Genomic DNA, 13,534 nt, shown 5'->3' on the forward strand with positions numbered 1-13,534 from the left:
TGACCACCCCCGCGCCCGCGTATGCGCGCGTGGGGGTGGCGTGGCGACCCCGAAGGCTCGGGGGATCAGATGAGGATTATTTGCACGCCTTCTTGTTGGCGTTGCCCGTCTTCGAGCAATTGTAGGTGATGGTCTTGCCGGTCGAGGTCTTGGTGGTGACCATGCGGCCGGCTGGCGTGGTGGTCGCCTTGCGCGCGACATGCGTCGTCCTGGCGACGGTGGCCCTGGCGGTGGTCGCCGCCGGCTTCGTGACGGTGGTGGTCTTGGTCGCGACGGTGGTCTTGGCGGCGGTGGTCGCCTTCGCGGCCGGGGCCTGCGCATAGGCCATCCCGCCCGAAGCGAGCGCGGCGGCGGAAATGGCGGCGAGGATCGCGGACTTCATCATTGCATCACTCCGTTTCGTGCGACGTCTGTCGGCGTCGGAGCCTGTAATGCACGAGAAAGAATCGCTGCGGCGTGACGCGAAGATTAAATATCCGTCAGGGAGCGATTTCCGTCCCGTCCCAAGAGAACAGCCGTCCGCTGTCCTTCGGCGCGAGACCGTCGATGACGTCGAGCAACTGCACGGCGGCACGGTCGGCGGCGAGGATGTCGCGGCCGGATTGCAGGTAAGGGCGCGACAGCCGCGTATCGACCGTGCCGGGATGCAGCGCGACGACGATGCCGCGATCGTTGCGCCGCCGGTCCTCGATCGCCAGCGTGCGGACGAGCTGGTTGAGCGCCGCCTTGGATGCGCGATAGCCGTGCCAGCCGCCCAGCCGGTTGTCCGAAATGCTGCCGACCCGCGCGGACAATATCGCGAGGATGCTGCGCCCCGCCCTGGGCATGACCGGCAGGAAATGCTTCGCGACCAGCGCCGGGCCGATTGCGTTGACGGTATATTGCCGCGCGAGCCACGCCGGATCGAGATCGCCCGGCGCCTTTTCCGGGCCGCGCCCGTCCTCGTGCAGAATGCCGGTCGCGACGATCACCAGTTCCGGCGAACCGGCGCGTGCGGCCGCCGCGGCGATCGTCACCTCGTCGGTCACGTCGATTTCGGGGCGCGAGAGGCGGAGGACGATCTCTCCTTCCTCCTCCAGCGCGTCGGCCAGCGCGCCGCCGATCCCGCCGGATGCGCCGATGACGACCGCGCTCATCGCCGGCGGAAGGTCCAGCTGTCGCGCTCGCTCGCAGCGGCGTCGAAGGCGTAGCCGTCGCTGTCGAACCCGCGCATCGCGTCCGCGTCCGCGATGCGATGCTCGACCAGCCAGCGGGCCATCATGCCGCGCGCCTTCTTCGCGTGGAAGCTGATGAAGCGGTCGTTCGCCTCGCGGAAATCGACATTGATGACGCGGATGCCGTCCGGCAACAGCCCGTCCACCGCCGCCCAATATTCCTGGCTGGCGAGGTTGAGCAGCACCGCCGATCCCTCCGCCGCGATATCGCCCGCCAGCGCGTCGGCGATGCGCCTGCCCCACCAGTCGGTCAGCTTCTTGCGACGCGGCGACCAGCGCGTGCCCATCTCCAGCCGATAGGGGCGCATCCGGTCGAGCGGTCGCAGCAGGCCGTATAGCCCGGACAGCATCCTGAGATGATCCTGCGCGAAGTCGATCGCCGCCTCGTCCAGCGTCGCGGCTTCCAGCCCGGTATAGACGTCGCCGGCGAAGGCGCGGATCGCCGGCCGCTCGGGCAGCGTTTCAAAGGCGCGGAAGCGCTCCGCATTCAGCGTGGCGAGCTTGTCCGAGATGTGCATCAGTTCGCCGAGCCGCCTGCGCGACATCCTCGCCGCCGCCTTCGCCAGCGTCGCCGCCTCCCCCGCGAAACGCGGCGCGGTGGTCGCCATTGCGGGCAGGGGCGTTGCATAGTCCAGCGTCTTGGCGGGGGAAATCACGGCGATCATGGCGCCAGCGCCTATCGGGGGAACCGAAGGCGTTCAATCCATGTTCAGCGGATTGACGTCAGGGAACACCGGGTTTCTTGAACCTGCAGGGGCAGGAAGGTAGAGCGGCGCGGAGGCGCCCGCGCGCCTTCCAGAACGGAGAGAATAACGCGATGAAAAGCATCTACCGGGCCGCGATCGCCGCCGCCCTCCTTTCCGGCGCAGGCGGCATCGCGCTCGTGACGCCGGCCGCCGCCAAGGAAAAGAAGGCGGAGGAATCCAAGACGCCGCCGCTGAAGCTCAGCAAGGACGTCCAGCCGCTCGCCGCCAAGGCGCAGGCCGCGATCCAGGCGAAGGACTACGCCACCGCCGCGCCGCTGGTGCAGCAGGTCTCCGCCGCCGCCAAGACCGATGACGACAAATATATCGCCTCCGTGTTCGAGCTCCAGCTCGCGGTCGGCCAGTCACCCAGCGGGCAGATCGACGACAACAAGATCAAGGGCCCGCTCGACGCGCTGATCGCCAACCCGCGCACGCCGCAGGCCGATCAGGCGCGCTTCAACTATCAGCGCGGCATCATCGCCGCCAACGCCAAGCAGCCGCAGGAGGCGATCGCCTTCTTCCAGCGCGCGCAGCAACTCGGCTACAGCGATCCCAACCTTCCGCTCCAGATGGTGAAGATCAAGATGGAGAGCGGCGACATCGCCGGCGGCTCCGCCGATCTCCAGAAGGCGATCGACGCGCAGATCGCCGCCGGCCAGAAACCGGACGAGCAGCTCTATCGCTATGCCATGGCCAAGACGCTGCAGAAGCGCCTGATCCCGGATTCGATCGGCTGGATGAAGCGCTATATCACCGCTTATCCGAGCGCGAAGAACTGGCGCGACATCGTGTTCGTCTATGGCATCCAGCAGGGCAGCGCCGTGACGCTCGACAAGGCGCAGAAGGTCGACCTGTTCCGCCTGCTCCGCCGCGAGAAGGCGCTGGCAGACCAGTTCGATTACGAGATCTACGCGCAATATGCGATCGATCTCGGCCTGCCGAACGAGGGCAAGTCGGTGATCGACGAAGGCCGCGCGGCGGGCAAGCTGCCGGCGGATTCGGTCACGGCGAACGATCTCTATCGCGTCGCCAAGCAGTCGATCGCGAACGAAGGCTCGCTCGATCCGCTCGACGCCAAGTCGAAGGCCGCCGCCAACGGCAAGCTCGCCGCCGGCACCGCCGACGCGCATCTCGGCGCGGGAAATTACGCCAAGGCGATCGAGCTTTATAAGGTCGCGCTGCAGAAGGGCGGCGTGGACGCCGATGCGGTCAACACCCACCTCGGCATCGCGCTCGCCAATTCCGGCGATACCGCCGGCGCCAAGGCGGCGTTCGAAGCGGTGAAGGGCGCGCCGCGCGCCGACATCGCCTCCTTCTGGCTCACGGCGCTGTCCACCCCGGCGGCCTGACCGACGCGACGGGCGAAAACGAAAGGGCGGCCGTCGCGCCGCCCTTTTTGTTGCCCGCCGCCGCGAACCTCAGTCGACGATCGGCACGCCCGAGGCGGACTTGGCGCTGCGGATCGTCAGCGAGGATTTGACGCTGGCGACGTTCGGCGCGGTGGTGAGGTGGGTCGTCAGGAAGCGCTGGAAGCTCTCCAGATCGGTGGCGACGATCTTCAGCACGAAATCGATCTCGCCGTTCAGCATATGGCATTCGCGCACCTCGGGCAGCGCGGCGACATGCGCCTCGAACGCGGCGAGGTCGGCTTCCGCCTGGCTCCTGAGGCTGACCATCGCGAACACGGTGATCGGGAAACCCAGTTGCGCGGGATCGCAATCAGCGTGGTAGCCGCGGATCACCCCGGCCTGCTCCAGCGCGCGGACCCGCCGCAGGCATGGCGGCGCGGTGAGGCCGACGCGATCGGCGAGCTCGACGTTGGTCATCCGCCCGTCTTCCTGAAGATAAGCCAGTATCTGCCTGTCGATCCGATCGAGCACGTCATTCTCCGCCTGTCGCCACGCACGTTCATGGCGATTTGGTTGAGGTATCCATAGGAATATTGCGCGCAAACGCAATTGTCCCACATTGCGACGTGCCAAAATCTACTGTTTCGCGAAGACGGGATGAGGATTAATCAGGCGATCCCCGGCGACGGAAAAGTCGCCCGCCGGCAAGGATGACAGCGGTGCGATTCGACGACAGCCTGAAGACCGTTCTCGCCGCGGACGCCTCCACGCCGTTCGGCGCGCAGGCGGCTTTCCGGCAGATCGCGGACCTTCTCGCGCGCGGGCGAATCGAGGAAAGCGGCGAGGTGCTCGATCACCTGCGCGGCTTGCGCGGGCGCGTCCCGGTGGCGGTGCGCGCCGCCACCGCGCGCGCGCTGGCGCTGGCGACTCCCTCGGCCGGGCTGGTCGCGATCTTCGCGGAGGACGAGCCGGCGGTGGCCGCGCCCGTGTTGCGCGCGGCGCGGCTCGGCGATGCCGAATGGCGCTCCCTGCTCCCCGCGCTCGGCCCCACCGGGCGCGCCGTGCTGCGTCATCGCGACGATCTCGGCGCCGATGTGGGCCGCGCGCTGGAGAGCTTCGGCGCGACGGATTTCGCGCTCGGCTATGACGGCGCGGAGATCGCGACGCCGGAGGTCGAGCCGACCGTTGCGGAGGCGCCGTCGCCCGTCGTCGCGCTGGTCTCCGATCCGGTCGCCGATGTGCTCGACGACGAGCCTGCTGCGGCGCCCGGCGGCGGCTTCGAGATCGCGGCGCTGGTCGATCGCATCGCGGCGTTCCGCCAGCAGCATCGCGAGCAGCCGCTGGCGAGCCGCGAGGAGGCGGATGAGGACCGCGCGATCGACCGTTTCAGCTTCGAAACCGATTCGACCGGGGTGATCCGCTGGATCGACGCGGCGCCGCGCGCGGCGGTGATCGGGATCGGCTTCCTGCTCCCTGGCGCGGATGGCCAGCCGCAGGTCGACGGCGTGGCGAGCGGGGCGTTCCGCCACCGCACCGCATTCCGCGACGCGCGGCTCAGCATCGGCGGGCGATCTGCGCTGGCCGGCGACTGGCGCATTTCCGGCGTGCCAATGTTCGATCCCGCGACCGGCCGCTTCATCGGCTTCCGGGGCGGCGCGCGGCGCCCGCGCGTCGACGAGGGCGCGATCGGGCGCGGCACCGAATCGGGCGGCGTCGAGGGATTGCGGCGGCTGGTGCATGAATTGCGCACGCCGACCAATGCGATCGCCGGTTTCTCCGAACTGATCGAGACGGCGATGCTCGGCCCCGTGCCGGAAGTCTATCGCCAGCGTGCGGCGACGATCCGGGGCCATGCCGGCGATCTCGTCGCGGCGATCGAGGATCTGGAGCTGGCCGCGCGGATCGAGGGTGACGCGCTGGACCTGCGCGAGGACAATGTGGCGCTTGCCCCGCTGCTGTCGCGCACGCTGGACGATCTCGCACCGCTGGTGCGGCTGCGCGGCTGCGCGATCGACCTTGCGCCGGTGTCGCCGGATATCGCGCTCGCGTGCGACGCGCGGATCGCGGAGCGGCTGATCGGCCGGCTGGTCGCCGCGCTCGTCGCCAGCGCCGCGCAAGACGAGAAGCTGGCGATCGCCGCGCGCGCGGAGGAGACGGTGGTGGCGATCGACATCACCCGCCCGCGCGCGCTCGCCGCCGTGCCGGAGGCGACGCTGCTGACGCTCGACGCCGAGCGTGAGGTGGAGATGCCGGGCGCGCCGCTGCTCGGCACCGGCTTCGCGATCCGGCTGGCGCGCAACCTGGCGACCGAATTGCGCGGCGCGCTGGTGATTGGGGCGGAGCGCTTGACTCTCCGCCTGCCGACGGGCCTGATCGGCGACATGGGGCAGGCATCGACGAACTGACGACGGTGACGGCGCCCGCGATCGTCCCGCAACGCTGGCGCGTGCCGCCGCCCGATGCCGCAGCATTGGTGCGCTGGCCGGCGGATTTCGGCCCGCGCTACACGATTTTCGTCGATACCGAGGAAGAGTTCGACTGGTCCGCGCCATTTGCGCGCGCGGCGCGGGATGTGACCGCGCTGGCCGCCTTGCCCGGGGCGCATCGCCGCCTGTCGGACGGGGGGGCGGCGCTCACCTTCTTCATCGATCACCCGGTCGCCGCCGATCCGGCCGCAGTCGACCTGCTGCGCGCGGTGGTCGCCGCCGATCTGCGCGCCGCGATCGGTGCGCAGCTTCATCCCTGGGTCAACCCGCCGTTCGAGGAGCCGCTGTCACCGGCTGCTTCCTTCGCCGGCAACCTGCCGTCCGCGCTGCTGGAGGCGAAGCTCGTCGCGCTGACCGACACGATCGCGGCGAGGTTCGGCGCGCGGCCGATCGCGTTCCGCGCCGGCCGCTACGGCGTATCGCCGGAGATGCTCGCGCTGCTGGCGCGGCACGGCTATCGCCTCGACAGCTCGATGCGTCCCGGCTTCGACTATCGCGCGCAGGGTGGGCCGGATTTCACCTTATTGGGCGGCGCGGCATGGCGCGAGGCCGGGCTGGTCGAATTGCCGCTCTCGACCGTCTTCACCGGCGCGCTGCGCCGCCACGGCGCGCGGCTCCACGCCCGGCTCGGTGCGATCCCGCGCGCGCTCGGGATCTGCGCCCGCGCGCGCCTGCTCTCGCGCGTGCCGTTGACGCCGGAGGGCGTGCCCGTCGCGGAGGCGCTGGAGGCGATCGCGGTTGCGCTGGGGGAGGGGGCGGAGGTGCTCAACTTCGCCTTCCACTCGCCATCGCTGGTGCCTGGCAATACGCCTTATGTCCGCGATGCCGCCGATCTCGCGCTCTTCTGGCGCTGGTGGGATCGCGTGCTGGGAGAGCTCGCCCGGCGCGGCGTCGGGCCGGCATCGCTCGCCGATCTGCTCGCCGCCGCCGGGTGAGGTCAGCGCCGCTCGCCGGGGCGGTATTGCCGCTCGACATGCCCCTTCAATTCGTCGGGATGGAAATAGACCGGGCGTAGCTGCCCGTCGGCATAACGCTGGATCTGGTCCGCGAAATGCGGCGATCTGGGATCGCCGCTTTGGCCGCCGGCCATCACCGCCGTCGCCTTCACGCGCGGGCCGAACTCGACGATCGCGACGAAGCTGTTGCCGCTGGTGCCGTAATAACGCTTCGTCCCCGGCCACGGCTTCGCCCCGAACGAGGCGAGGCTGCCCCATTGCGCGGAGGTGAAGGGAACCGCGATCGACGGCGCGCTATCGTCGAAATGCGAATTGATCGCGTCATCGAGCCGCTGGAAACGGTTGATCTCGCGCCATTTGATCCGCCAGCCGCCGAAATCGCCGGTCAGCCGCGCCACCGCCGCCGCCAGCGCATCGAGCCGCACGTCGGGCGAAACCTTCATTGCGATATAATCGGGAACGTTCATCCGCTCGACCTGCGCGAAGCTGCCGACTTCGCGCCACAGGTGATCGCCCCAGAACACCGCGAGGCTGGTCGCGGTGGAATCATAGCCCCAGCGATAGTCCCAGCCGCGCAGCAGCGCGATTGGCCCGGCAAGGCGCGCGCGGCGCGGATCGGCGGCGGGGAGCGCATCCCATGCCGCGACCAGTTGCGGGATCAGCTTCGCGAAGGCGGGGAGGTAGCTGTCGAACGCCGCGTCGCGCAGCTTCGCCGCCGTCCAGCCGCTCTTGCCGGTTAGCAGCAGGTCGGCATGGGCGCCGCGCGCATTGCCGCCGGTCTGGTCCATGTAGCGCGGGAAATCCGCTACCTTCGGGCTGTCCGCCCCGGCCGCGCTCCACGGCCAGTCGTTGGTGTTCTTCACCCAGCCGGTGCCGGGATTGAGCACGTTGGGCAAGGAAGGGAGCGCGTGCAGCCCCTTCCAGTCGGTCGCGGGATCGCTGCCGTCCACCGAGCGGGTGTAGTCGAAGCGATTGTCGCGCAGCGGCATGAACTGCGGCATCAGGAAGGCGATCTCGCCCTTGCTGTCCGCGAACAATGTGTCGTTGGAGGAATTGGCCTTGCGCTCGGCGATCCGCATGAAGCTCGCGAGATCGGTCGCTTTCGTGCGCAGGTAGCTCTGCTCAAGCGCCGGCACCGGTTTCCACATCAACGCGGTGGCGATCCACCGCCCGCCGCGCGTGGCGACGATCGGGCCGTGATGGGTGCGCCAGATGGTGAAGCCGCGCTCGCCGATCGAGCCGTCCGCGCGGCGGTAGCGCAGCGTCACCCGCTCGCTTTTCACCGCGCGGCTGGCGGCGCCATAGGCATAGACGTAGCCGTCCCCCGCCTTGCGCACCTTCTCCGCGAACTCGTCGACATTATCGACGGTGGAGGAGGTGTGCATCCACCCCGCTTTTGCGTTGAAGCCCTGATAGATGAAGAACTGGCCCCAGGTGCTCGCGCCATAGGCGTCCAGCCCGGCGTCGCTCGTCATCTGCGCTTCGGAGCGGAAATAGAAGCTGGTGTGCGGGTTGATGAGCAGCAGCGCATGGCCGTTCGCGGTGACCTTCGGCGCGATGGCGATGCCGTTCGATCCCGAAGGCTCGCGCGGCACGCTGCCGTTCTCCTCCGGCGTCGGCGGGGTCGGGTCGCCGTAGAAGGTTTTCAGTTCGCTGAGCGAGACCCGTTCGATATCGCCGCCGATGCTGCCTTCGGTGAAGGACAGCGCCATCCACGGCTCGAACCGGGTGAGCACCTTCGGGCGGACTTGCGGGTGCGTCGCGAGATAATAGTTCAGCCCGTCGGCCCAGGCGTCCATCAGCGCGCGCAGCCACGCCGGGCTGGCGGCATAGTCGCGCTTCAGCGCCGCCGGATCGACCCACAGCCGCTGGCGCAGATCGGCCCAGATCGCCTCCTCGCCATCGGCCTCCGCGCTGCGGCCGAGCGCGGTGAGATAATTCGCCTCGACGCGCGGGAAATCGTCCTCCGCCTGCGCGTAGATCATGCCGAACACCGCGTCGGCGTCGCTCTCGCCGTGGATGTGCGGGATGCCCCAGTCGTCGCGCGTGATCGTCACCCGCGCCGCTTCGGCCCGCCAGCGCGCCATGTCCGCGTCCACGGGAGTGGTGGCGGCGGTCAGCGAGAGCAGAAGCGGGGCTAGGAGCAGGGGACGAAGGCTTATATCCATGCGCGAACGGGTAACGAAATAACGGGGGAAAGACCATGCGCCTGATCGCGCTGATGATGGCGGCGCTGCTCGGATCGGCCGGCGCGAACGCGATGGCCGAAGGCTCCGGCGCGGCGGTGCTCATCAAGCCCGATGCGGTGTTCGATCCGGTCGACGGCAAGCGCCATCCCGGCTGGCAGGTGCTGGTGCGGGGGGAGACGATCGTCGCGGTCGGCCCCGATCTCGCCGCGCCGGCGGATGCCGAGGTGCTGGCGCTGCCCGGCGACACGCTGATGCCGGGGATGATCGAGGGGCACGGCCATCTGTTCCTCCATCCCTATAACCAGACGAGCTGGGACGATCAGGTGCTGCACGAGCCGCTGGCGCTGCGCACCGCGCGCGCCGTGGCGCAGGCGCGCGCGACCCTGCTCGCCGGCTTCACCAGTGAGCGCGATCTCGGCACGGAGGGCGCCGGCTATGCCGATGTCGGGCTTAAGCAGGCGATCGAGCAGGGGATCGTGCCCGGCCCCCGGCTGTCGGTGGCGACGAAGGCGATCGTCGCGCTCGGCGCTTACGGGCCGAAGGGGTTCGAGCCGGGCGTCGCGATCCCGCAGGGCGCGGCGGAAGCCTCCGGGGCGGATCAGGTCGTGGCGGAGGTGCGGCGGCAGATCGCGGCGGGCGCGGATTGGGTGAAGCTCTATGCCGATTATCGCTGGCGGCCCGGCGAGGACAGCCGCGCGACGCTGAGCGCGGAGGAGATCAGGGCGGCGGTCGCGGCGGCGCATGACGCCGGGCGGCCGGTGGCGATCCATGCCGCGACCGCCGAGGGGATGCGCCGCTCGATCGCCGCCGGGGTCGATACGATCGAGCACGGCTATGGCGGCACGCCGGAGATCTTCGCCGCGATGGCGGCGAAGGGCATCGCTTATTGCCCGACGCTCGCCGCCTCGGATTCGGTCGCGCGCTATCGCGGCTGGAACGGGGCCGAGCCGGCGCCGGCCAGCGTGAAGCTCGCCCGCGAGGCGTTCCGGCTCGCGCTCAGGGCGGGCGTGCGCATGTGCATGGGCGGCGATGTCGGCGTGTTCGCGCATGGCGAGAATGCGCGCGAGATGGAGCTGATGGTGGCGGGCGGCATGACCCCGGCGCAGGTGCTGACCGCCGCCACCTGGGGCAATGCGCGCTGGTTCGGGCTGGACGCGAAGCTGGGCGCGGTGAAGCCGGGGATGTTGGCCGATCTGGTCGCGGTGCATGGCGATCCGACGGCGGATATCGGCGCGGTGCGGCGGATCGGGCTGGTGATGAAGGGCGGGGTGGTGGTCGCCGGCCCGGCACGACAGTAGCGGAATCGGGGCGGGGCCTTTATGGCTCCGCCCGCCATGCCAGCAGCAGACCACAATTCCCGCGACCTGCCGATCTGTGTCGCGGCGCTCTATCGCTTCACGCCGTTCGAGGATTGCGTGGCGATCCGGGGGCCGCTGCTCGATCTCTGCCGGTCGCTCGACGTGGCGGGCACGCTGCTGCTCGCGCGCGAAGGGATCAACGGCACGATCGCCGGCGGCGACGCGGCGATCGCGGCGGTGCTGCGGCACATCCGCGCGCTGCCGGGATGCGCCGGGCTGGAGCCGAAAGTCTCGCGCGCGGCGGCGCTGCCGTTCCATCGCATGAAGGTGCGCATCAAGCGCGAGATCGTGACGATGGGCCAGCCGGACATCGACCCGCTCGGCGACGTCGGCCAATATGTCGCGCCCGAGGCGTGGAACGAGTTGATCGCCGCGCCGGACACGATCGTGATCGACACGCGCAACGATTATGAAGTGGCGGTCGGCACCTTCCGCGGCGCGGTCGATCCGCGCACGCCGACCTTCCGCGACTTTCCCGCATGGTTCCGCGCGCAGCGCGACGCCTTGCTCGGCGATGGCGCGGCGCCAAAGGTCGCGATGTTCTGCACCGGCGGCATCCGCTGCGAGAAGGCCACCGCCTTCCTGAAGGCGGAAGGGGTGGACGAGGTCTATCACCTCGAGGGCGGCATCCTGAAATATCTCGAAACCGTGCCGGCGGCGGAGAGCCTGTGGGAAGGCGAATGCTTCGTGTTCGACGAGCGCGTGACGGTGGTCCACGGTCTGGAAACCGGCAGCCATGCGCTGTGCCGTGGCTGTCGCCGTCCGGTGAGTTCGGCGGATCGCGCCTCGTCGGGCTATGTCGAGGGCGTGAGCTGTCCCGCCTGCCATGCCGAGCGCAGCGACAGCCAGCGCGCCGGCTATGCCGAGCGGATGCGCCAGACCCGCTTCGCCGAGGCGCGCGGCGAGCCGCATGTCGGCGCGAGGATGGGCTGACCCGGCTATCGCTGGCGCGGGCGGTAGAAGATGTGGCTCTCGACCTGCGCGATCTTGTCCAGCGAGCCGATCCAATAGGGCACGATCCAGTCGGTATGGTAATGGGTCGCGGTGCCGACCGGGCGGAAGACATAGCCGGATAGCGCGCGCTGCGCGGCCCGGCGCGCGGCGGCCCAGCCGGCACGTTCGGGGCGGCGCGTCCGCGAGCCGTCGCAGGTGAAGGAGAACTGGCAGCCGGTCGGCCGCGCCGCGCCCTGATAGACCACGCCGCAGACCGTCCCGGGATAGCCGCCAAGCCGGACGCGGTTGAGCACCACCTGCATCACGGCGCGCTGCCCGCGCCGGTCACCGCCCGCCTCGTACAGCGCGGCGGTGGCGAGGCATCGCACCGCCTGCTCACGCGCGGCGGGGCCGCCATGGAAATGGAACGGCTTCGCCGGCGTCGGCGTGTCGGTGACGAACGGGATCGCGGCATTGGCGGCGCGCGCCTCATCCATCGTCAGCTTCTTCGGCGCGGGCTTGTCGGGCCGGCTCGCCGTGGCGAACCACAGGATGAGGACGAATAATGCGAAACCGCCCGGAATCAGGAAGTCGATGAGCGGCGTGGCCTGCCGTTTCCTTCGCCCCACGACCCGTCGTCGTACCTGCTTCCGCCGCGTCATGCCGCGCGGATATCGTCTGAAGCGGTGGCGGGCCAGCCCCGCTCGGCGGCGATTGTCTCCGCGGCATGACACAGCGGGAACCGGCTCCTGCCCGTTTGCCGGAAAGGCGGCTGTCCCCTGATCTGATGCTGGAATGGTCGGGGAGAGAGGATTCGAACCTCCGGCCCCTGCCTCCCGAAGGCAGTGCTCTACCAGGCTGAGCTACTCCCCGACGGAGTACCGGTCGTCGGCCGTTTCTCGGGGGCCTACCGGTCGCTGGAGGCGCGCCTATAGCCAGCGGCTTCGTGGCGCGCAAGCGGTCTATTTGCGCGCCGCGAGCATCGCATCGAGCGAGGTGAATTTTTCGCGCGGCGCGCCGTCGCGCGCGTTGGCGATCTCGGCCTGCTCGATGCCCTGCCAGTCGCGAAAGGTGACGACATCCACCCCCCGCGCCGAGAATAGATCGTCCAGCCCGGCGCGGCCTTTCTTTGCGCTGTCGGCGGCGGTGTCCGCGCCGATCCGCTCGGCGATCAGGAAACCGTCAGGCCGATTGGTGCCGATCGTCCCGGTCGGCCCGCGCCGCGCCCAGCCGACCGCATAGAGACCGGGCGCGATCCGCCCCTCGTCATTGGCGAAGCGCCCGAGCTTCGCGTCATAGGGCACACCCTCGATCGGCGGGGTGCGATAGCCGATGCAGCTCACCACCAGACCGGCGGGAATGGCATAGGTCTCCCCGGTGCCCGTCGCGCGGCCGCTATCGTCGAGGCGGGTGCGCTCGACGATCACCCGCTCGACCTTGCCGTCGCCCTCGATCGCGACCGGCATGGCGAAGAAATCGAAATGAATCGAGACCGGCGCGGCAGGCGCGTTTCCCGCGAAGGCGCGCAGATGGCCGACCGACTTGCGCAGCCCGGGATCGAGTGCCGCGTCGGCATCTGCCGGGGGAAGGTCGGCGGGATCGACCAGCGGGGTGGCGCGGCTGAGATGACCCAGCTCGCCCAGTTCCTTCGGGGTCATCGCGATCTCGTGCGGGCCGCGCCGGGCCAGTATGGTGATGTCGCGGATGCCGTGCGGTTCCAGCGCGGCGAGCGCATGGCCGACGATATCCGAGCCGGCGAACTCCTCGCCCGTCTTGGCGAGGATGCGCGCCACGTCGAGCGCGACGTTGCCCGCGCCGACGATCACCGCACCGGGGCCGCCCAGCGGCGGATCGAGGCGCGCGAAATCGGGATGGCCATTATACCAGCCGACGAACGCCGCCGATCCGATCACGCCGGGAAGATCGTCGCCGGGGATGCCGAGCGGGCGATCGTGCGGCGCGCCGGTCGCCAGCACCACCGCGTCATAGAGGTCGAGCAGCTCGGGGATCGACACGTCCTGCCCCACCGTCACATTGCCGACGAAGCGGACATTGTCGCTGAGCGCGGTCGCCTCATACCGCTTCGACACGGCCTTGATCGACTGGTGATCGGGCGCGACGCCGGTGCGGATCAGGCCATAGGGCACCGGCAGGCGATCGATGATGTCGACGCGCACGCCTTCTCCGAACGCCTTCTGGCAGGCCTCGGCGGTGTAATAGCCCGCAGGCCCCGAACCGATCACGGCGACGTGGCGCATATGGCGTCTCTCCTTGCTGTACCGGATGCTAACCGCTTGGCGAGT

The 13,534-nt window shown here is 69.6% G+C and carries 12 protein-coding genes and 1 tRNA gene; 5 read left to right on the top strand and 8 right to left on the bottom strand.

All coding sequences use genetic code 11. The features are described 5' to 3' along the window. Positions 1-76 precede the first annotated feature (76 nt). From F9288_RS10575 to yaaA, 3 genes are all read right to left on the bottom strand, one after another. On the bottom strand, positions 77-385 hold the full coding sequence (locus tag F9288_RS10575) for a hypothetical protein (protein ID WP_174836675.1): 309 nt from the start codon (positions 383-385) through the stop codon (positions 77-79). Positions 386-479: 94 nt separating this feature from the next. After that, on the bottom strand, positions 480-1,136 hold the full coding sequence (locus F9288_RS10580; protein WP_174836677.1) for an SDR family NAD(P)-dependent oxidoreductase: 657 nt from the start codon (positions 1,134-1,136) through the stop codon (positions 480-482). Continuing rightward, entirely contained in the window at positions 1,133-1,879 is a 747-nt protein-coding gene (gene yaaA, locus F9288_RS10585) for a peroxide stress protein YaaA (RefSeq protein ID WP_174836679.1), read from the bottom strand. The genes F9288_RS10580 and yaaA overlap by 4 nt, the downstream gene beginning before the upstream one ends. 152 nt (positions 1,880-2,031) lie before the next feature. On the opposite strand from yaaA, the gene F9288_RS10590 reads away from it, so the two are divergent. Next, entirely contained in the window at positions 2,032-3,309 is a 1,278-nt protein-coding gene (locus F9288_RS10590) for a tetratricopeptide repeat protein (RefSeq protein WP_174836680.1), read from the top strand. Between the two features lie 69 nt (positions 3,310-3,378). Here F9288_RS10590 and F9288_RS10595 read toward each other — a convergent pair whose 3' ends face one another. Then, positions 3,379-3,840, bottom strand: coding sequence for an Lrp/AsnC family transcriptional regulator (locus F9288_RS10595; protein WP_302675326.1), 462 nt, complete (start codon positions 3,838-3,840; stop codon positions 3,379-3,381). Between the two features lie 179 nt (positions 3,841-4,019). Between F9288_RS10595 and F9288_RS10600 the strand changes: the two genes are divergently transcribed. Next, positions 4,020-5,714, top strand: coding sequence for a histidine kinase dimerization/phospho-acceptor domain-containing protein (locus F9288_RS10600; protein WP_254621162.1), 1,695 nt, complete (start codon positions 4,020-4,022; stop codon positions 5,712-5,714). A gap of 5 nt (positions 5,715-5,719) precedes the next feature. Continuing rightward, entirely contained in the window at positions 5,720-6,730 is a 1,011-nt protein-coding gene (locus tag F9288_RS10605) for a WalW protein (RefSeq protein ID WP_254621163.1), read from the top strand. A 2-nt stretch (positions 6,731-6,732) separates the two neighbouring features. Here the strand turns inward: F9288_RS10605 and F9288_RS10610 are convergent, their stop codons facing one another. Continuing rightward, positions 6,733-8,838, bottom strand: a complete 2,106-nt coding sequence (locus tag F9288_RS10610) for a penicillin acylase family protein (protein WP_254621164.1) — start codon at positions 8,836-8,838, stop codon at positions 6,733-6,735. Positions 8,839-9,011: 173 nt separating this feature from the next. On the opposite strand from F9288_RS10610, the gene F9288_RS10615 reads away from it, so the two are divergent. Both F9288_RS10615 and F9288_RS10620 read left to right on the top strand, forming a co-directional pair. Beyond that, positions 9,012-10,238: an amidohydrolase family protein gene (locus F9288_RS10615; RefSeq protein ID WP_254621196.1), complete on the top strand. Its 1,227-nt coding sequence runs from the start codon at positions 9,012-9,014 to the stop codon at positions 10,236-10,238. Positions 10,239-10,274: 36 nt separating this feature from the next. Continuing rightward, complete coding sequence (locus tag F9288_RS10620; RefSeq protein WP_174836686.1) at positions 10,275-11,231, top strand: rhodanese-related sulfurtransferase; 957 nt, start codon at positions 10,275-10,277, stop codon at positions 11,229-11,231. A 5-nt stretch (positions 11,232-11,236) separates the two neighbouring features. Here the strand turns inward: F9288_RS10620 and F9288_RS10625 are convergent, their stop codons facing one another. From F9288_RS10625 to F9288_RS10635, 3 genes are all read right to left on the bottom strand, one after another. Continuing rightward, positions 11,237-11,860, bottom strand: a complete 624-nt coding sequence (locus F9288_RS10625) for a cell wall hydrolase (protein WP_368076232.1) — start codon at positions 11,858-11,860, stop codon at positions 11,237-11,239. A gap of 167 nt (positions 11,861-12,027) precedes the next feature. After that, a tRNA-Pro gene (locus F9288_RS10630) sits at positions 12,028-12,104 on the bottom strand. An 89-nt stretch (positions 12,105-12,193) separates the two neighbouring features. Then, positions 12,194-13,489, bottom strand: coding sequence for an FAD-dependent oxidoreductase (locus tag F9288_RS10635; protein WP_174836691.1), 1,296 nt, complete (start codon positions 13,487-13,489; stop codon positions 12,194-12,196). Positions 13,490-13,534 lie beyond the last annotated feature (45 nt).

It is taken from the genome of Sphingomonas sp. CL5.1 (assembly GCF_013344685.1).
GTDB lineage: Bacteria > Pseudomonadota > Alphaproteobacteria > Sphingomonadales > Sphingomonadaceae > Sphingomonas.